General features: G+C 39.4%; 15 protein-coding genes. 10 read left to right on the forward strand and 5 right to left on the reverse strand.

Going from position 1 to position 20,588, the window contains the following annotated elements; genetic code table 11:
- Positions 1 to 213: 213 nt before the first annotated feature.
- On the forward strand, positions 214 to 1,851 hold the full coding sequence (locus CWD91_RS07590; protein WP_103440358.1) for an ABC-F family ATP-binding cassette domain-containing protein: 1,638 nt from the start codon (positions 214 to 216) through the stop codon (positions 1,849 to 1,851).
- A 62-nt stretch (positions 1,852 to 1,913) separates the two neighbouring features.
- Here CWD91_RS07590 and CWD91_RS07595 read toward each other — a convergent pair whose 3' ends face one another.
- The 5 genes from CWD91_RS07595 to CWD91_RS07615 form a co-directional block, all read right to left on the reverse strand.
- Entirely contained in the window at positions 1,914 to 2,732 is an 819-nt protein-coding gene (locus CWD91_RS07595; RefSeq protein WP_103440359.1) for an alpha/beta hydrolase, read from the reverse strand.
- Positions 2,733 to 2,988: 256 nt separating this feature from the next.
- Positions 2,989 to 3,597, reverse strand: coding sequence for a YkgJ family cysteine cluster protein (locus CWD91_RS07600; protein WP_103440360.1), 609 nt, complete (start codon positions 3,595 to 3,597; stop codon positions 2,989 to 2,991).
- A gap of 136 nt (positions 3,598 to 3,733) precedes the next feature.
- Positions 3,734 to 5,494 carry an arylsulfatase gene (locus CWD91_RS07605; RefSeq protein ID WP_103440530.1) on the reverse strand — a complete coding sequence of 587 codons (1,761 nt, stop codon included), beginning with the start codon at positions 5,492 to 5,494 and terminating at the stop codon, positions 3,734 to 3,736.
- A gap of 364 nt (positions 5,495 to 5,858) precedes the next feature.
- Positions 5,859 to 6,575 (reverse strand): ribonuclease activity regulator RraA, encoded by a 717-nt coding sequence (locus CWD91_RS07610; RefSeq protein ID WP_103440361.1) that lies wholly within the window; start codon positions 6,573 to 6,575, stop codon positions 5,859 to 5,861.
- Positions 6,576 to 6,602: 27 nt separating this feature from the next.
- The gene (locus CWD91_RS07615) at positions 6,603 to 7,571 is read right to left on the reverse strand and encodes a sugar phosphate isomerase/epimerase family protein (RefSeq protein WP_103440362.1); all 969 of its coding nucleotides are present in this window, start codon (positions 7,569 to 7,571) and stop codon (positions 6,603 to 6,605) included.
- 137 nt (positions 7,572 to 7,708) lie between these two features.
- Between CWD91_RS07615 and CWD91_RS07620 the strand changes: the two genes are divergently transcribed.
- The 9 genes from CWD91_RS07620 to CWD91_RS07660 all read left to right on the forward strand — a co-directional run bounded on the left by CWD91_RS07620 (position 7,709) and on the right by CWD91_RS07660 (position 20,588).
- Positions 7,709 to 10,018, forward strand: coding sequence for a chondroitinase-B domain-containing protein (locus tag CWD91_RS07620; RefSeq protein WP_103440363.1), 2,310 nt, complete (start codon positions 7,709 to 7,711; stop codon positions 10,016 to 10,018).
- 90 nt (positions 10,019 to 10,108) lie between these two features.
- Entirely contained in the window at positions 10,109 to 11,200 is a 1,092-nt protein-coding gene (locus CWD91_RS07625) for a polysaccharide lyase family 7 protein (RefSeq protein WP_103440364.1), read from the forward strand.
- A 62-nt stretch (positions 11,201 to 11,262) separates the two neighbouring features.
- Positions 11,263 to 12,375 (forward strand): polysaccharide lyase family 7 protein, encoded by a 1,113-nt coding sequence (locus CWD91_RS07630; protein ID WP_103440365.1) that lies wholly within the window; start codon positions 11,263 to 11,265, stop codon positions 12,373 to 12,375.
- A 20-nt stretch (positions 12,376 to 12,395) separates the two neighbouring features.
- Complete coding sequence (locus CWD91_RS07635) at positions 12,396 to 13,166, forward strand: SDR family NAD(P)-dependent oxidoreductase (protein ID WP_103440366.1); 771 nt, start codon at positions 12,396 to 12,398, stop codon at positions 13,164 to 13,166.
- Between the two features lie 98 nt (positions 13,167 to 13,264).
- Positions 13,265 to 13,699 carry an RbsD/FucU domain-containing protein gene (locus CWD91_RS07640; protein ID WP_103440367.1) on the forward strand — a complete coding sequence of 145 codons (435 nt, stop codon included), beginning with the start codon at positions 13,265 to 13,267 and terminating at the stop codon, positions 13,697 to 13,699.
- Between the two features lie 44 nt (positions 13,700 to 13,743).
- The gene (gene manD / locus CWD91_RS07645; protein ID WP_103440368.1) at positions 13,744 to 14,961 is read left to right on the forward strand and encodes a D-mannonate dehydratase ManD; all 1,218 of its coding nucleotides are present in this window, start codon (positions 13,744 to 13,746) and stop codon (positions 14,959 to 14,961) included.
- A 65-nt stretch (positions 14,962 to 15,026) separates the two neighbouring features.
- Positions 15,027 to 16,166 (forward strand): Gfo/Idh/MocA family protein, encoded by a 1,140-nt coding sequence (locus CWD91_RS07650; protein WP_103440369.1) that lies wholly within the window; start codon positions 15,027 to 15,029, stop codon positions 16,164 to 16,166.
- 31 nt (positions 16,167 to 16,197) lie between these two features.
- Positions 16,198 to 17,952, forward strand: a complete 1,755-nt coding sequence (locus CWD91_RS07655) for a sodium:solute symporter family transporter (protein WP_103440370.1) — start codon at positions 16,198 to 16,200, stop codon at positions 17,950 to 17,952.
- A gap of 302 nt (positions 17,953 to 18,254) precedes the next feature.
- Positions 18,255 to 20,588, forward strand: a complete 2,334-nt coding sequence (locus tag CWD91_RS07660; protein WP_103440371.1) for a polysaccharide lyase 6 family protein — start codon at positions 18,255 to 18,257, stop codon at positions 20,586 to 20,588.

Consider the following 20,588-nt stretch of genomic DNA (forward strand, 5'->3'; position numbering starts at 1 on the left):
TTGCAGCTTTTAATTGTAGTCAGGAACAATATTTCTAAATGTTGCACCTTAGCCTTGTTGTTCATTTATTGGTATAAGATTGAAGAATCCTTCTACAACACAAGTTTAAATGTATCCAACCGCTAAACCTCAAAATAACATAGTTACCAAGTCCCTAATTAAATGTCCTTGGTATCATGCTTTTTTATAGTTTTGCAAACTTAAAATTGAAATATGATTTCTGTAGATGCAATAGCAGTTGAGTTTAGTGGAGACACCTTGTTTAGTGATGTTTCCTTCGTTATAAACGAAAATGATAAAATTGCCTTGATGGGGAAGAACGGGGCCGGAAAATCTACCATGATGAAGATTATTGCGGGGGAACAAAAGGCTAGCCGTGGACATATTCGTTTTCCAAAGGACGCCGTAATAGCATATCTGCCCCAACATTTACTGACCGATGACAACTGCACTGTTTTTGAGGAAGCTTCCAAGGCTTTTAAGGAAATCTTCAGCATGCGCGATGAAATTGAAAGTTTGAACAAGGAATTGGAAACCCGGACCGATTATGAATCGGATGCCTACATGTCCATCATTGAAAAAGTATCGGACCTAGGTGAAAAATTCTATGCCCTCGAGGAAATAAACTATGAGGCAGAGGTGGAAAAGGCACTTAGAGGGCTAGGATTTAAAAGAGAGGATTTTCATCGTCTTACCAGTGAATTTAGTGGCGGATGGCGTATGAGGATAGAGCTTGCAAAAATATTATTGCAAAAGCCCGACTTGATTCTCTTGGATGAGCCCACCAACCACGTGGATATTGAATCTGTAATATGGTTGGAAGATTTCTTATTGAATAAAGCCAAGGCAGTTGTGGTTATCTCGCATGACAAGACTTTTATAGATAATATCACCAATAGAACCATTGAGGTAACCATGGGTCGTATCTATGATTATAAGGCCAATTACAGCCATTACCTGCAATTGCGGGAAGACCGTCGAAGCCATCAAATAAAGGCCTATCAGGAACAGCAAAAATTTATTGCGGACAACCAGGCGTTCATTGATCGATTTAAAGGCACTTATTCCAAGACCAATCAGGTTACCTCAAGGGAAAGAATGTTGGAGAAATTACAGATCATAGAAATTGATGAAATAGATACATCAGCCCTAAAATTGAGGTTCCCGCCTTCCGTACGCTCCGGTGACTACCCGGTTACTGCCGAAGGTCTTTCCAAAAGTTATGGCGACCATGTAGTTTTTAAAGATGCCAACCTCTCCATTTCACGTGGAGAGAAAGTTTCTTTTGTTGGAAGAAATGGTGAAGGAAAATCAACCATGATCAAAGCCATTTTGGGTGAAATTGAAGTAGAGGGCAAATGTAGTTTGGGACACAATGTGAAAGTTGGTTATTTTGCCCAAAACCAAGCCTCCTTGTTAGACCCTGAACTGACTATCTTCCAGACCGTAGATGAAGTGGCAGAAGGAGACGTACGCACACAGATCAAAAATATTTTAGGCAGATTTATGTTTGGTGGAGATGACCTGGAAAAAAAGGTGAGTGTACTTTCTGGAGGAGAAAAAACAAGATTGGCAATGGTAAAATTACTTTTGGAACCCGTTAATCTTTTGATCTTGGATGAGCCTACCAATCATTTGGATTTGAAATCCAAAGACGTCCTAAAAGAAGCACTTCTTGCCTTTGATGGTACATTGATTTTGGTCTCCCACGATCGGGATTTTCTACAAGGACTTTCACAAAAAGTCTTTGAATTTAAGGACAAACGTGTTATAGAACATTTTGAGACCATTGATGCCTTTTTGGTGCGCAACCGAATCGAGAACCTCAAGGAAATAGATTTAAAGGGCTAATTCTTTATATCTGCACCCCAACAACCTAGTTAGACAGTGGTAATAAAAAACTAATGCGACCATTAGGATTTAAAGAAGGCGTCAAAATACATTAATTGGTATTGAATGGCATTGGCCCAATAATCCCAATTATGGCTTCCTGGTCGCTCTATATAGTCATGGGGAATATTTCTTTCCATCAATTTTTGGTGCATTCTGTTATTGGCAACATAAAAGAAATCATTAATTCCACAATCAAAAATGAGCTTTAGGTTATCTTTTTTCAACAAATGCACCATATTAATCACCGTATTATCCTCCCATTGGTCCGGATTTACAGCATAATCGCCCAAGCGTTGGGAGAGGTCCCAATTTTCAGGAAAAGGGCGTATATCCAGCCCCCCGCTCATACTTCCGGCAGCCCCCCAAACATCCTGATGCCTAAAGGCTAAATAAAATGCGCCATGACCGCCCATACTTAAGCCCGTAATCGCCCTAGATTTTCTATTGGCCAGAGTATTGTATTTCTTATCCACCGACTGAACAAGTTCTTCGGAAACATAGGTCTCATATCGCATGGATGGATCTACGGGACTATCAAAGTACCAACTGGTCCTACTTCCATCAGGACAGACTATAATCATGTTATATGCGTCGGCATACTGCTTTATGGCCGAAACCTTGGTTACCCAATCAGTATGGTCGCCTCCTGCCCCGTGTAACAGATAAAGCACTGAATAACCTTGCTTTTGCTCAGTATAGCTATCCGGCAAAATTACCAGATTGGCAATTGATTTATTCATGGATCCACTCTGGACATATAGGGTATCCACCTGCGATGCAAATGCACCAATTACAATAAATAAGGTTAAAAGTAAAGTCAATATGTTTCCCTTTTTCATACAATATCCATTAAATCCTTCATATAAATTATGGTGACTTCAACCAGTTTTATAGTAAAACGCATTTTGTCCCCCCTAAAAATGTTCCTTTAGGCACCATTTTCAAAACTAGGAAAAAAAGACAAAACACAGTTTGTAAAATCTATAAAATGAATTCAGAGTGAAGTAATGGATTTTTTGGTCACAAAAGACTCTGTGAGCCTTTAATTATGTATTAGGTAATGAGGTTAATTTTTAAGAAAGGATTCCCTAGAGTTTATGCGATAACTTTGTACCCCTCTGGAAAGGGACGGTAGGCATAATACTGAAGTACTTCTTCAATAGCAGCCTTCATGGCCTTATTGATCGGAAGAATACTATTGCCCATTCTAAAATCTATTTGATTGAGATTCATATAGTAGTCGGTAAAAATGGGCACATATAGTCCATTCTTCATAGCTACCTTGGAATTTTCATAAAGTTCGGACTGGTTTTCCTTTATAATCTTACAGGTGGCCAAGCGAAGTTCTCCCAGCTTATCCCTATTTGCGCCATAACCAAACAGGCGACATATTAGTCCTCGGTACTTATAATCGCCACATCGGCCACTATTACTATCCAAAACGGATAAAGGACGATATAAATGGCAAATAGAACTTTCACCGACCTTTAATTCTTCTAAAGTAGTTTCTGCATTCCCACTTAAAAAAAGGTTGAAAGCCCAAGGCAAGAATTCCAACGGGGAAGCATCAATATCTGGATGGGTACAACACCTGCCACAACCAGCCTTACAGCCCAGGCCCGTCTGAGATTGAAAAGTAGCGATTTCCTGATCTAAACCATCGAATAACTCCTCAACTGCTTTTACCTTACGTTCTATGGACATTAATTTTTTTGTGCGAAGGTACACCAATAAAGGTATCGCACAACAAATTTTCCTGCAGTTGTAACAAGATAATTTCAGTCCTAAAGTTAATGGACACAGCAACTTAAAAAGCTCCTGAAATTAAAAACAAAAATGGCTAATCCACTTTTTCCATTTCCATCCAAAAAGGAAATATATTTTTATTATCCACAGCATAAAAAGGTATAAGATTACCCACCATTTTAGGAAAATAGACCTTTTTCATCTGAATAATATCGGTATTGGCATTTTTATTCTCCATCTGTCTAACCAAGGTATTGGCTTCCAAAACCATTTTTCCATTGCCCGTTACAGGTTTTACAAACTTATAGGTAATATCATAATAACCCTCCTCAATATCCACATCCCAGTTACCATAAACTTCTTCCTGATTCCATATACCCCTTTCGCCCCCTGCATCGTTCCTGTTAAGTATTACCGGATTTTCATTTGGCGTACCCACAATAATTCTTGGCGGATTTATAAGATTTTCCGAATTGATCAATTCATTGTAGATTTTATCCAATTCCTTTTTAAGGTTGATCGCCAATTCCTTGTTTTCCATTCCCACATTACGCTGTTCATATGGATCTTTAATAAGGTGGAACAACTCAAAATCTTCAATTTCGGCATTGTAATCAGTTTTCCCCACCAATTTATACCCACCTTTCTGCAAGGCCATATTATTGTACAACTCCGGGTAGCGACGGGACCAATAAAAAAACAATGACCGATCGGCCCAATCTACCTGCTGACCCTTTATTAATGGAAGTAAACTTTTACCGTCGATTATCCTGTCTTTGGGCATTTCTACACCACAAAGTTCAGATAAGGTAGGCAGTACATCTAAATGGGCTGTCATGATTTCCACATCCTTATTACTCTTTGAAAGTGCCGGATATTTCAAATAAAATGGCACCCGCACTCCCCCGTTGTATACATCGCCCTTAAGGCCACGCATACCACTTACATACCTCGTCTGCTGGGGGCCATTATCGGTCATAAAGATTACTATGGTGTTTTCCGTGAGCTTTAAGTCCTTCAATTTCTTGAAGAGTTTACCTAGATTGTCATCAATGTTGTTGACCATGGCGTATACCTTTCTAGCATCTTCCTTATCCTTCCCGTTCATTTCTGAAAAAGGCTTTCCATCCTTATCGAAACCAGAAGAGGGGTCTATGTCCTTATATTTTTGATAATAAGAATCCGGCACCTGCAAAGGAGTATGTGGAGCATTAAATGCCAAATAACAGAAAAAAGGGGAATCCTTATTTTTATCAATAAAACTAATGGCTTGATCGGTGAAAATATCGGAGCAATATCCGTCGTAGGCCTCTTGCTGGTTATTATGCCAAAGGACAGGGTCGAAATAACTTCTATCCCCCTTAAAGTAAGTAGTAATATCTCCTACCTGCCCCATACCTCCTGAAAGATGGATAACAGATTCATCAAATCCCTGATCACTTGGCCTACTTGGGAAATTATCGCCTAAATGCCATTTACCAAAAGCCCCGGTACTATAATCTGCCTGCTTCAACATTTCGGCAATAGTTACTTCATTGGAAGCCATAATGGCACCTCCGTTATAGGTATCCCTCATACCTGTACGTAAAGAATATCGCCCGGTCATTAAACTGGATCTAGTCGGGGCGCATACGGGGGAAACATAAAAATTATTGAACCTTACACTTTCTCGTGCAAAGGCATCAATTACTGGGGTTTTTACATGGGGATTTCCCGTAATCCCCAAATCCCCGTACCCTTGGTCGTCTGTAATTATTAGGATTACGTTGGGCCGTTGTTTTAGTTGGGCCTTTACACCAAAGGTTAGACTTAAAATTAGGAAAAGAATAATGCGATTTGTATACTTCAAAATCATAGGAAATAGTTTCAAGTTTTGTTGATTCTTTTTTAAGCAAACTGAAAAGGAGTACAAATTACTTAATTTCGCATTACCGCTAAAAGTCTTTACAAGAATCTTAATAAACATTATTCCATTATTTAAGGGCATATAATCCATCCTTTTTCAGGGCAGTTAAATTAGTTATAAGCAACCATGGTTTTTTTTTCCGGTTGCCAGCGCAATGCCCTAAAATCAAGTTGTGTGGATCTAAGAAGTATATTGCCATAGGAACAGGGGGATCCCGGCATTAAGGAATCTTCAGATTACACCTCCAGAATACAAGCAAAATCCAATAGAAATGGGACAGTTCTATTGCTTAGTTACCACTTTTTAATAATCCTTAATTTTTATTTGCCTTCCAACCCTCAAATTCTTCCGTAATTTTTTTATCCACCAATGGATAAAGTCCAATAATGGATCGACCATTTTTTACCTTTTCCATTACAAATTCCTCAAACAAGGTCATTTGAAGGCATTCATTGGCCACCTCATCGGCAATGCTGGCAGGGATTACCATGACTCCATCATCATCGCCTACCAAAATATCACCTGGAAAAACAGCTACATCACCACAGCCAATGGGTTCGTTAATGGCGATGGCCTGGTGCAAGGTCAGATTGGTGGGTGCAGACGGTCTATTGTGATATGAGGGAATATTCAACTCGGCTATTTCAGCTGAATCGCGAAAACCTCCATCGGTTACAATTCCCGAGACCCCTCTTACCATTAATCGGGTAACCAATATGGAACCCGCGGAAGCAGCCCTGGCATCTTTTCTACTATCTATAACCAAAATAGCGCCTTCGGGACATCCTTCAACTGCTACACGTTGCAAATGTTTAGGGTCTTTGAACACTTCAATAGTATTTAAATCCTCACGGGCCGGTATATAACGCAGGGTGTAGGCTTCCCCTACCATGGTGGGCTTACCCAGTTTTAAGGGTTTAATGTCTTGAATAAATTGCTTTTTCAATCCCTTTTTAAAAAGACAGGTAGCAATAGTGGCTGTACTGACTTTTCTTAATTTTTCCTTTGTAGAATTAGTGGTGTTGTCCATGATATTATGCTCTAGGTATCCTATGTATTATGCTCTTTGCCAAGCTTCCTGAAGGAAGGTTAAATCTTTTTTCATTTGTGCAAAGACTTCTTTTTTGTCTATTGTAATCTTGGTGGCTCCGTGTTCTGAACCACCTAATTCGTACTCTAGGTGTAGGGACACGGGCACGTTTATGCCATATTTTTTAAGCAAGGTAAAGTAGCGGTCAAAATCTACCATCCCCTCCCCTAGCGGAGTGTTAATTGGTTTCCATTGTCCATTTACGTTTCCCCATTTAAAATCCTTAATTACTATGGATTTTATAAAAGGTCTAATAATCCGCAGCCCAAGTTCCCAACAGCTGCCCCCTTCCACCACGGCGTGTCTTATATCATATTGGCAACCTATATTTTCGTTTTTTGTTACCTTAAGAATAGGTGGCAAATCCCAAATGGGTGCCCCTACATGATTGCCTGCATGATTTTGATAACAGCCAATAAGACCCAGTTGATTATTTAGAACTTCCAAATTTTTCAACTGTTGTCCATAGATTGCCTGACTTTCAGAGATTTCACTATTCTCCGGATAGCTTAGCCAAGCTGTGCGATAATGGGAAAGCCCAAACTTACTGGCTGTTTCCAGGACGGATCTGTGTTCCTTATTTTCAACGTCAATAACATTGGTGGTCATCATCTTAGGATTTAGACCAAATCTTTTCATGGCTTCGACCGCCTTGGGCAAATCTTCAGATACGCGACCGGGCAACACATGCCCCTCTGGCCTTACCGTCAAATCCAATCCATCGAAACCTATTTCTGCGGTAGCTTCCGACATCCCATTATAATCTAAAAATTGCAGATGTTTTGAAAACAAATGCACTTCCAATGTATTCTTAAATGTAGAAATAGAGTTGAACATTGCTTGATCAAATGCCATCAAAGGTATGGCAGCTCCCGCCATTCCTGTAAGTTTAACAAAATTCCTTCTGTCGGGATTTGTGATATTCTTCTTTTTCATTTTAAAAGCTGATTATTAGATATTTAGACAGTTTTTGTGTTAAAAATTTGTTAGTCTTACAAATATACGTATTTTTGGTAAACCAATCTGGTTAACCAATTTTTAATTGGAAGTTGTTTCTGAAAAATATATTAATTATGAGGAGAATAGCAACCTTACTGTACTTTTTAATTATTCTAAGCTCCTGTGAAGACAAGATCAATCCGAATAATAGCATAGTAAGTACCCCAGAAGAATTGGAAGAAGCCTTAAAAAATGTACAGGCCGGTGACAACATTGTGTTGGCCAATGGTATATGGAAAGATCTTCAAATCAAATTTATTGGTGAGGGAACGGAAGACCAGCCAATAACCATTAAAGCCGAAACACCTGGAAAGGTTTTTATTGAAGGTGTTTCCGATCTTAAATTTGGAGGGAAGTACTTAGTGGTCGATGGCCTGCACTTTAGAAATGGTCATTCGCCAAGTGAAGCAGTATTGGAATTTAGGGTGGACGAAAATATGATAGCCAATCACTGCACCGTTACCAATTGCGTTATTGAGGATTTTAATAAAATGCATCGCGATGATACGGATCTCTGGGTTCAATTCTGGGGAAGACACAATACCTTAAGCAACTGTTACATTGCCGGAAAAACAAATCGTGGACCAACTATTAGGGTGGACTTTGAAGGCAATGAGAGCATAAATAATTATCATCAAATCGTTAATAACCATTTTGGACCCAGACCCCCAAAAGGTGGCGCCAGTGCGGAGACCATTCAAATTGGCAACAGCTATTCCTCTATGTCCCCAAGTTATACAAGTGTTGCCAATAATTTATTTGAAGAGTGCAACGGTGAAGTCGAAATTATTTCCAGTAAAACCAACTTCAATGAGTTCAGAAATAATGTCTTCTATAAAAGCGAAGGTTCTTTGGTAACAAGGCACGGAAATTATTGCACCATTGATGGCAATTACTTTATTGGCGACGGTAAAAATGAAAACATAGGAGGTATCAGAATTATCAATACGGGGCATTGGGTGACCAACAATTACTTTTACAATATAAAAGGAAATAATTTTAGAAGTGCCCTGGCCGTGATGAACGGAATTCCAAAATCCCCTTTAAACAGATATAATCAGGTTACTGATGTAGTGGTCGCATACAATACCTACATAAATTGCGATTCCCCCTGGCAATTCGGAGTAGGTCAAAATTTAAGTCAGGAAGACGTTCTGCCTCCCTCGGAAATTCGTTCGGCAAGACCCATAAGGACAATTGTGGCAAACAACGTAATTTATAATGAAAAGGGTGATACTTCACCGATAGTTGAACACGACAAGGCTGATGGTGTTACCTTTAAAAGCAACGCCATCAATAATCAAGGCGTGGATTTTAAAGCTTATGACGGATTGGAGGATGTAAATATTGATGTTAAAGAAATTGGTGAAAATATTCCAATCCCTTCTTCCAAAATAGATATTGAACCTTACCAAGGTTTTGAATTTGAAAAAATTTCGAAAGATTTAGTTGGAAATTCCAGGGCCAAAAACAATTCTATTGGAGCTTTCACATATACGGATTTTAAAGACCCCAATATTTTGGATAGGACCAAATATGGTCCAAGTTGGTATTCAGCCGAGGCAAAAGTAAAAGAACCTAAGACCTTCGTTGTCTCAAAAGCAGAAATTCTTCAATCAAAAATAAACGAAGCTGAAAATGGAGATATCATTTCACTGGAAACTGGAAATTATGAAATCCCGAAATCCTTGATAATCAATAAAAAGCTGACCATTCAATCCGCCGACAAATCAAAAGTTGTGCTTAATTATTCTGGAGCAAAAAATTCACCCTTATTCCAACTCCAACCTAAAGGATTTTTAAATCTGAAAAATGTAACCATAAAAGGAAATAACACCCAATATGCATTCGCCAGTTTAAAAGAAAATATGTACACACATTTTGGGTTGACGGTTGCCGATTGTGATATCAGTGAATTTAGTTATGTATTGAAGGTCCATAAAGAGGCCTTTGCGGAACGTATCACCTTTGATAATACTTCAATATCAAATTGTGAAAATGGTTTGGAACTATCTGAAGAAACCGATGATAAAGGAGATTATAACACTGAATATCTAACAATAGACAATTGCAGGTTCCATAACGTAAAAAGCAATGTGATCGATTACTATCGCGGGGGTTATGACGAATCAACCGTTGGTGGCAATATGTTGGTCACCAATAGCACTTTTACCAATTGTGGAGTACAGGAAAAAAGTGGAGTTCTGATCAATTCCCACGGCATTGTAAATGTGGATATTTCCCAAAACACCTTTAAAAACAATCCGGTAAAACTGGTGGCGCTACTTTGGGGAGCGCAAAACAATTCACATTCGGACAACCAGATCAACAATTCTGGAGAAATAAGGGTTGAAGAGAATTTAGAAATGAAATTAATGTATTAAACCAATCTCCCTATCAATAGACCACTTAGCAAACATTATAACCAATGTTTCAAATTGAAAAGAAGTAAACAATAATAAAAACCTAATAAAATGGATTCCATAATTGTTAAATCATTTGTACGACCACTTTTATCACTAGTTCTAATAGTAGTGCTAAATAGTTGTCTTAATACTGCTAAGAAATCCAATAATGAAGATTCAAAAGCCACAATTAATGAAGATTCAAAAGACGCAATTTATCCAAGCGATGTAATTCCCTTTATGGATGAATGGAAAATTCTTTTGGGAGACGGTACGCATAGGGACACATTGATAAATTATGCGAAAGAAGATTTTTTTTATGTCGCGAATGATGGTGTAACAAATTGGGTAGTTTACAAAACCCCCAATTCCGGTATTACCTCAAGAACATCGAGCAATACAAGGACAGAATTAGGGCAAAAAAAACATTGGACACCCGAAATAGGAGGTAAATTAAACGGAACATTGAAAGTAATGCATGTTTCAACTTCCGGTGATGCAAGAGTTGCTGCCTCATTTTCGGTAGTAGTTGGGCAGATTCATAGTGATGAGGGGCATGAAAACGAACCTATAAAAATCTTTTACAAGAAATTTCCCGGACACACAAAAGGGTCTGTCTTTTGGAACTATGAAATCAATACCGAAGGCGATAATTCAAAAAGATGGGATTTTTCAACTGCAGTTTGGGGTCATGACATGTCTGTTGTAGGACCGGATTCAACTTCCTACCCAGAGGAGCCAAAAGATGGCATTGAACTAGGGGAGGAATTTAGTTATGAAATAAATGTTTATGAAGGCACCATGTATCTCACTTTTAAGAGCGAAGGTCATGGGACTAAAACATTCACCAAGAATTTATTGAAATCGGATTTTTCCAATAAATCAGATATTCCTCAACAAATATTGACATTATATGCAGCTATAGGTCGTGACGGGGTTGAACGTGAAAATGCCTATTCCGGTGAAATTCAGTATTTCAAACAAGGTGCCTACAATCAAACAAATGGAAAATCGCCAGAAGAAAATATAGTTTGGAGTACCGGAGCAGAAATCTATGATGGAGATATCGCCAAACAATATGCAAATGGAAGCTATACAGAAGTTTGGTTTAAAGAAGCGACCGTAGGAGAAGGAACAGTCCCAATCTATAATACTTTTTAAGTATCAAAGCACATAAAAAATTGTGCTTTGAATGTAAAATAAAATTGAAACAAAACATAAAAATGAATAAAAAAAATATCACATCAGTAGCAATGTTCTTAGTCCTTAGTTTTTTCCCAATACTAAATAGCTGTAAAAATGGAACTAAAGAACAAAAAGCATCGACTAAGATCGGCACAAGTAACAAAGAAGTAGTAAAAACCGTTTACGCAAGTGACGTAATTCCATTTTTTGATGATTGGAAATTGATTTTGGGTGATGGTTCAAATGTGGGTCATGCAAATAATTTTGAGAACAAAGATTTCTTTTATACTGCAAATGATGGCACTGGAGATTGGATCGTTTTTAAAGCACCCAACGGAGGAGACACGCATGGAACTTCAAACAATACAAGAACTGAATTGGCGCAAGTAAAAAAATGGTATCCAAAAACCGCTAATGATAAATTGACTGCTACCCTAAAAGTAATGAATGTATCCGCTACTGGTGATGCCCGAGTTGCGGCTACTCACGCTGTAGTGGTAGGTCAGATTCATAGTGCCGATGCACATGAGAACGAACCGCTTAAAATATTTTACAAGAAATTTCCGGGTCACACCAAAGGTTCTGTTTTTTGGCATTATGAAATTAATACAGCAGGAGATGACAATTCTAAAAGATGGGATTATTCAACAGCTGTTTGGGGTAATGACTTTTCTGTTGTTGGTACTGATGTAAATACCTACCCAGAAGAACCTAGGGATGGTATTGCTTTGGGTGAAGAATTTAGTTATGAAATAGAAGTTACTGATGGTATTATGAACTTAACATTTACCAGTAAGGGACATGAAACCAAAACATTCACAAAAAACTTAATCGAATCCGAATACACAACTACTGCTGACATACCCGAGCAAACACAAAAATTGTTTGTGCCAATTGGCCAGGATGGAGTAGAACGTAAAAATGCATATTCTGCTGAAGGTTGTTTCTTTAAGCTTGGCGCTTACAATCAAACAAATGGAAAGTCTCCCGATGTAAATAAAAACTGGTGTTCTGGTGCTGAAACGCATGAAGGTGATATTAAAAAACAATATTCAGACGGAAACTACGCCGAAGTGTGGTTTAAAACAGCTAGTATAACTGTAAGTGACGACTCTGTGTCGAATGAAGGCTATTTCACTAAAAATGATTAAATCAATTAATTTAGAAAAAAATGAAAAACAATAATAAATTAACGGGCAAAAATGTTCTCATTACCGCTGGTGCCCAAGGGATTGGAGAGTCAATCACCAGACATTTTATCAACAGTGGAGCTAATGTAGCCATCCACTATTTTTCCAGTGCAGATACAGCCAACCAATTAGTCGAATACGCAACCAGCAAAGGGCAAAAGGCAGTTGCGATATCTGGTGACTTAACAGATGAGGCCGATGCAAATGCAATGGTAGAAAAAACAACAAAAGAATTTGGTGGACTGGACATACTGATCAATAACGCAGGTTCACTTGTTGCACGTAAAATGCTTAGTGAAATGGACGCTGGGTTCTGGCACAAGGTAATGGACATTAACCTTACATCCATGATGTTTGTAACGCGTGCCGCAGCTCCCTACCTTGCAAAAAATGACAACAGTAGTATTGTTAATTTGGCATCACTAGCTGGGCGTAAAGGTGGTCACCCCGGGTCATTGGCTTACTCCACCAGCAAAGGTGCTATTTTAACGTTCACGCGCGCGCTGTCCGCAGAATTGGGTCCTCAAGGCACTCGAGTTAACGCGGTCGCGCCAGGGCTTATTCTTGGAACTTCATTTCACAACACCCATACATCCAAAGAATCAGCAGCTACAACAACAGCAGGCATTCCAATCCAACGTGCTGGTAATGCAGCTGACGTAGCACGAGCAGTTTTGTTTCTGGCGTCCGAATACGATGGCTTTATTACCGGTGCAACTCTAGACATTAATGGTGGTGTTTACAATATGTAGTTCCCTGTTGGATCAAATATAATTGATTGTTATAAAAAAAACACTAGGTGTTATTTAGCTCCTTGTGATTTTTACTCACCTATTTTAAGGATAATTTTATGCTAAAAACTCCAGTAATACACCCAACAATTATGGAGGCGCTTGCGCGTTCAGGTCATTTTGCACAAGTTGTCATTGCAGATGGAAATTTGCCTGTCGGTGCTATGAAAGGCCCTAACTCGACAACCGTACACCTCAACTTTCGTCCAGGACTATTGGATGCTCTCACAGTACTTGAAGGCATACTGGAAGTCTGCCCGGTTCAGGGTGCAATCGTCATGGAAAAGCCTGCTGAAGCAAATGCAGAAATACATGATGCTTATAAAAAATTACTGGGTGAAGTATCGTGGATCGAGATGGAACGATGGGCTTTCTACGACAAAATCAGAGAACCTGCCACCACTTTAATTATTCAAACAGGTGAACAGCGCCGATTCGCTAATTTGATACTAACTGTCGGTGTCGTAAAAATGACAGAAGAAAGCGGATTTTAAGAAAAAATACTAAAATTCTAATTTGAATCACAAGAGAGATATCGATGAAGATAAAGGATATAAGAGTTTTTGTTTGCTGTCCAGGACGCAATTTCGTTACTGTTAAGATTATAACGGAAGATGGCACCTATGGGCTGGGAGATGCCACGCTGAACGGAAGGGAAATGGCGGTAGTAGCCTATTTGAAGGAACATATAGTTCCCTGTCTCATTGGAAAGGATGCACATCAAATAGAGGATATTTGGCAGTATCTATACAAAGGAGCCTATTGGCAAAATGGCGCTGTGAGTATTGCTGCTATTGGGGCTATAGACATGGCGCTTTGGGACATAAAGGGAAAGCTTGCCCATATGCCGGTCTATCAACTACTCGGCGGAAAAAGTAGAAAAGGGGTTACGGTTTACGGTCATGCGAATGGGGAAACCATAGAAGAAGTACTTAAGAACCTTGGCACCTTGATAAAAGAGGGATACAAAGCCGTGCGCTTGCAGTGTACCATTCCGAATGCCAAGGGTACCTACGGCACCATGGAAGGTAAAAAAAACTATTATGAATTACAGGGCAATAGACCCTTGCCGCCAGAACAAAAATGGTCGACCACCAAATACATGAATTTTATACCCGAACTCTTTAAGCAGGCAAGGGAAAAATTTGGCTACGATATAGCACTTTGCCACGATGTGCATAGTAGATTGACCCCTATAGAGGCATCACGACTGTGCAAACTATTGGAACCTTATAAGCTCCTTTTTATAGAAGATGCCGTGACTACGGAAAATGCTGAAGGATATAAGATTATTAGGGAGCATACCGATACGCCATTGGCTACGGGAGAAAAATTCAATACGCTGTGGGATGCCAAAGTGATGATACAAAACCAATGGATAGATTATGTCCGAACTGCTATAACTCATGGTGGTGGATTAACCCCCCTAAAAAAACTGGCCGACTTTGCAGCATTATATCATGTGCGTATGGCACCACACGGAGCACCCGACCTTTCTCCCATCTGTTTAATGGCGCATATGCATTTTAATCTTTGGGCACCTAATTTCGGTATTCAAGAATTTATCGGTTTCGGCACCCCAGAACTGAACGAAGTGTTCCAATACAAAGTTGAATTAAAGGAAGGATTGCTATTTATGGATGACCAACCAGGGTGGGGCGTTGATTTCGACGAGGAAGCAGCAAAGAAATACCCTTATAAACGATCTTACCTTCCAGTAAATAGATTGGAAGATGGCACCCTATGGAACTGGTGAAAATGTACCAACAGAAGAAAAAAAATGTCGACATATTTTAAAATACTCTTCTAAAACCTTATCAAATGGATAAAAAATTAAAAGTACTTATATCGGGAACTGGATTTGCCGGCCAGGGCCATGCGGTTGCGTTTCGAGCTGCCGGTTGTGAGGTGGTGGGTATTGTTGGTAGAACACCAAGTGTCGTAAGCAAGGTGGCCAAGAAAATGGCTATTCCTTACTCCAGCTCTGATTGGCAACGGGCATTGAAGGATTGTCAGCCCGATATTGTTTCTATCGCAACTCCTGGTGGTGCACATTATGAACCTATAAAACAGGCAATTGAATTTGGGTGTCATGTATTTAGCGATAAGCCCCTTACAGATACAGGGGAGTCGTCATTGGAATTGTACAAACTTGCACAGAAGAAAAATGTAAAAACGGCGTATGCTTCCTCCTTCAGATATATGCCTCACATTCAACACGCTAAACAGCTTGTCGCAGATGGTGCAATTGGTGAACCTGTGGAAGTGGAATGCATTTCGCATTTTAATCTTGAGCGGGATATTCCCTTCGGCTGGTCGCACCGAAAAGAAGACGGTGGGGGTCGCCTTAACAACAATTTTACCCATATGATATCCATCGTAACCTCCGTGATCGGCGAAAAAATACTCTCTATAATGGGAGAAGTGCGCGACGATTTGGGAAAAGCACCTATAGTTGAAGGTGTGCATAATTTTAAAACCAGAAGAGACTTCATCCCCAAAGATCTCAACGACCCTTCACTTAAATGGGGAGAAAGTAATGTTGAGTGGTCGTATACCGTGTTGGCAAAGTTGGAAAGTGAATTAGCCAACAAGCCGGTTTCAGTACTGTTCAAACATGGCGGACTGAACCCCAAATTCCAAGAGAACCATATTGTGTTTTATGGCACCAAGGGTGCAATTTTTATTGAAGGCCATTATGGCATGGGCCCGCTGCATTTGTATGGTGAAAACAAAACCTGGGATGAGCTGCCAGTACCTCAAGAGATAGCGGACAATCAACCAAAAATTGATGGCGATACAGAGCGAAATTGGCATTACCTGGTTCGGGAGTTTGTAAAAGATATCAAAGGAGAAACAGTTGCTCCCTACCAAACCTTTAAGGAAGGTAGTTTGTACCAGCAACTCATTGACATTATTAGAAAGAATGACAACTGGACAGATGTTCTTCATCTTCAATAGGAACTCATTTTGAGTGCCAAAAAAAGAAAATATGTTTTATGACTATATCGTAATTGGAGTCTATTTTATATTAATCCTGGCCATTGGTGTTGTGTTTTCACGAATGGCAAGTAAATCTACGAGCGATTATTTTCGTGGCGGTGGAAGAATGCTGTGGTGGATGGTAGGGTCTACCGCTTTTATGGCACAATTTTCAGCCGTGACATTCACTGGTGCGGCAGGTAAGGCCTTCGCTGACGGATTTGCAATAGTCGCTGTGTATATTGGAAATACCTTTGCCTTCTTTTGCGGATATGCCTTCTTTGCACATCGATTTAGACAAATGCGGGTAGATACGCCAACAGAAGCAATAAGAGGGCGATTTGGCACTCAAAATGAGACGTTTTTTGCTTGGGCATTGATTGTGTTTTCCTTCCTGAATGCTGGTGTTTGGTTAAACGCCCTAGGTGTTTTTACCAGTGCCGTTTTCGATGCTGATATGTCTTTAACCATTATCTCTATTGGGCTTACCGTACTTTTTGTATCGGTACTTTCGGGTGCATGGGGGGTTGTGGCTTCTGACTTTGTTCAAACCTTGGTAGTGGCAGTTGTTTCCATTGCCTGTGCGGTAGTGGCATTGGTAATGGTAGACGGCCCTGTTAATTTGGTTAATAATTTCCCAGGCGGCTTTCTCATAGGCCCGAATATGAACTATCCCTTAATATTGTTTGGAACCTTCATTTTCTTTTTGCCGAAACAGATCATAACGATGATGAATCTGCATGATTCATTTCGATGGCTCAATGCAAAAGATTCCATAAACGCCCGTAAGGCGGCCTTATTGGCCATGACGCTGATGGGAGTAGGTAGTATTATATGGTTCATCCCTCCCTGGGCGGCGGCCACCTTATACCCGGATGCCGCAGCAGACTATTCCCAATTAGGCAACAAGGCGGCAGATGCGGTTTACCTAGTGTTTGCTCGTAACGCCATGCCTATTGGGACTGTTGGGCTATTAATGGCAGGGCTTTTTGCAGCTTCCATGTCTTCCATGGATTCGGCACTGAATAAAAACGCTGGAATCTTTATTAGAAGTATTTACCAACCTTTTCTGGCTAAAAGGAAGAAACATACCGAGGACAAAAAGTTGTTGCGTCTCAGCCAACTGGTTAGTTTTATTAGTGGGTTAGGAGTTATAATTGCAGCGCTCTATTTTGCATCACTTGAAAAGCTAAGTCTTTTTGAGCTTATGATGTCTGTTTCCACAATGGTACAGGTGCCAATGATGGTGCCGTTAGTTATTGGCATTATTGTAAAAAAGACGCCGAAATGGGCACCCTGGGCCACCATTGCAGTAGGTTTTTTTGTTTCTTGGTTGGTCATGAACGTTTTCACCGCCGAGGTTTGTGCAGGCTTGTTTGGAATTGGATCACTTACCGAACGGGAAATTATTGACATGAATATAATTCTAACGGTAGCCGGCCATGTGTTCATTACTTCTGGTTTTTTCTGGGCAACTTCATTATTCTACAACGAAGCAAAGGACGATCACAAGCTCCAAACAGATCGCTTTTTCGAGGATTTGGAAACGCCTTTTATTTCGGATAATCAACAAGGAGATTTCGACCGCCAGCAAAGACGTAAATTGGGCAATATGGTAATGACTATGAGCATAGGTATTCTGTTAATGGCACTTATTCCCAACCCGCTTTGGGGCAGGTTGCTTTTTGTGGCCTGTGCCCTGATCATTTCATGTATTGGCTTTTTGTTGAAACGCAGTGCCACAAACAAAATGTCTTCTACTTAAACTAAGCGTATATTAAATGTTTCAAAACTGCGATATCAATGCTTCCAATTCAATTTGAAGGTATCACAGCTTACTTGTTCCAAAAGGATTGTGCAAAGAATAACCCCATTCCTAATTTATTCTTTTAAGTATCCTAAAGTCACATTCACCTGCAGCAAAATTTACATTTGCCGAATTGCTAATTTTACCCAAGATATATTATTAATTAGGGATAAAATAAGTCGGTATTATGTTAAATTTTTGGTAGTTCCACAAATTTACGTATTTTTGGTAAACCAATCTGGTTAACCAATTTAAAGACGATGTCAAAATTCAACTTTTACCTGATTATAATTAGTTTTCTACTTGTTGCCTGTAACTCAGAGCCCAAGAAGGACTACCTAGTTAGAACGGTGGAAGAATTCAACGATATGGTATCTTCCGCCCAACCTGGGGACAGTATTGTACTTGCCAATGGCGTTTGGGAAAATGCAGAATTACTTTTTGAAGCAAATGGAACAGCTGAAAAGCCGATCACTCTTACCGTTGAGGAAAAAGGAAAAGTAACTTTGGAAGGTGCCTCCAATCTCCAAATTGCCGGGAACTATCTAATAGTGAAAGGTCTCGTTTTTATAAACGGATATACTCCAACCAATGCGGTAATTTCATTTAGAAAAAGCCGGGAGCTAATGGCCAATAATTCTCGACTAACAGAATGTGTTATAGATAATTATAACAACCCTGAACGTCAAGTTCAGGATTATTGGGTAACCATATATGGAAAAAACAACCGCATAGATCACAACCATATTTCAGGAAAAAAGAATTTAGGTGTAACCATGATTGTTGGCCTGGACACAAAGGAGAGTAGGGAGAACAATCATATAATAGATCACAACTATTTTGGTCCCCGTCCAACCTATGGTAATAATGGAGGAGAAACGCTAAGAATAGGTACTAGTCATAACGCATTGGAAAATTCCAATACCCTGGTGGAATCCAATTATTTTGATCGTTGTAATGGCGAACACGAAATTATTTCAAACAAATCCTGTCTAAACACATTTAAATACAACACCTTTTTTGAGTGCACGGGAACGTTAACCATGCGTCATGGAAATGAAACCATGGTTGATGGCAATATGTTCATTGGCAATGGGAAACCCAGTACTGGAGGTGTACGTGTCATTAACGAGAAGCAAACGGTTATTAATAATTACCACATTGGTTTAACAGGTTATCGTTTTAGGGGAGCATTTGTCATGATGAATGGCGTACCAAATTCCCCACCAAATCGCTACGTTCCCGTAATAGATTCCAAAGTAAACAACAACACCTTTATTAATTGCGACAATATCCTTTTCTGTGCCGGAAGTGATGCAGAAAGAAGTCAATCACCCAGAACTTCTGAGTTTTCAGAAAACATTATTTATCATCAAAGCAAGCAAGATCTTTTCACGGCATATGATGATATTAGCGGTATTACCTTTAAAGCAAATATCCTAGGTAAAAACTTAACTACCAGTATTTCAAATGGTTTCGAAAATGCGGACATTGAATTAGTGAAAAATGAACAAGGATTTTTAATCCCTACCTCAGATATAATAAAAACTAAGGTTACCATAAGTCCAAATATTGCAACAAAGGATAATACTGGTACTACTTGGTATTCCAAAGCCGATAAAAGTGTGGCCTTAAATACCGGTAAAACTCTTAAGGTGGAAGCTGGTATTAACACTTTATATGAAATTATCAAAAATTCCGAAGCCGGAGATATCATAGAATTGGAAGAAGGCGGAACATACCTATTGACCAAAGCCGTACAAATAACCCATCCCCTTACCGTTAAGACGGCAGGGAAAGAAAAGGCAACCATTTTTTTTGAAAGAATGATGGCTTTCGAAATTCAAAATGGCGGAAGCCTGTCTTTGGAAAGCATAGTATTTAACGGAGAAAAATCCCCCGATTACGCGGGTAATTCGGTTATAAGTACCAGTAAAAATTCAATGACCGAAAATTATAAATTATTTATTGATAAATGCGAGTTTAAGGATTTAATAGTAAACCATTCCTTTGATGTGCTAAGAGTTGCCAAAGGCACATTTGCCGATACTATAAGTATCCAAAATTCAAACTTCAAAAATATCACAGGAAGCATTGCGGCACTGGATACGGAAACTGACGATATCGGAGCTTATAATGTTGAATATTTCTTAATGAAAAACAATACCATTTCCGAACTACAAGGCGCAGCATTACGATTATATAGAGGGGGAAAGGACGAAAGCACCTTTGGGCCATTTTTAGAAATAGAGCATAACGTATTTGATAAGGTTGGTTTTGGGCAGAAAAACAAATACAACGCAGCCATATCCTTATATGGCGTACAAGAAACAGATATCAAAAACAATATCTTTAAGGACAGCAAGGCCATTAATATGCACCTAGTCGTCGGAGAACCTATTGTAAAAATCCGCAATAACGCCTTAAATAATTCGGAAAAACTAGTGGTTACTGGCGATGAAAAATACTTAGTTGAAAATCAATGGAACCTAAATCCAAAATTTACCAATGATACTTCGTATTCATTAAGCTCAGACTCCCCTTTAAAGGGGAAAGGAACAGATGGCCGGGATATAGGCATAATTCAGAAATAA

The sequence above is a fragment of the Arenibacter hampyeongensis genome (assembly GCF_002909255.1).
GTDB lineage: Bacteria > Bacteroidota > Bacteroidia > Flavobacteriales > Flavobacteriaceae > Arenibacter > Arenibacter hampyeongensis.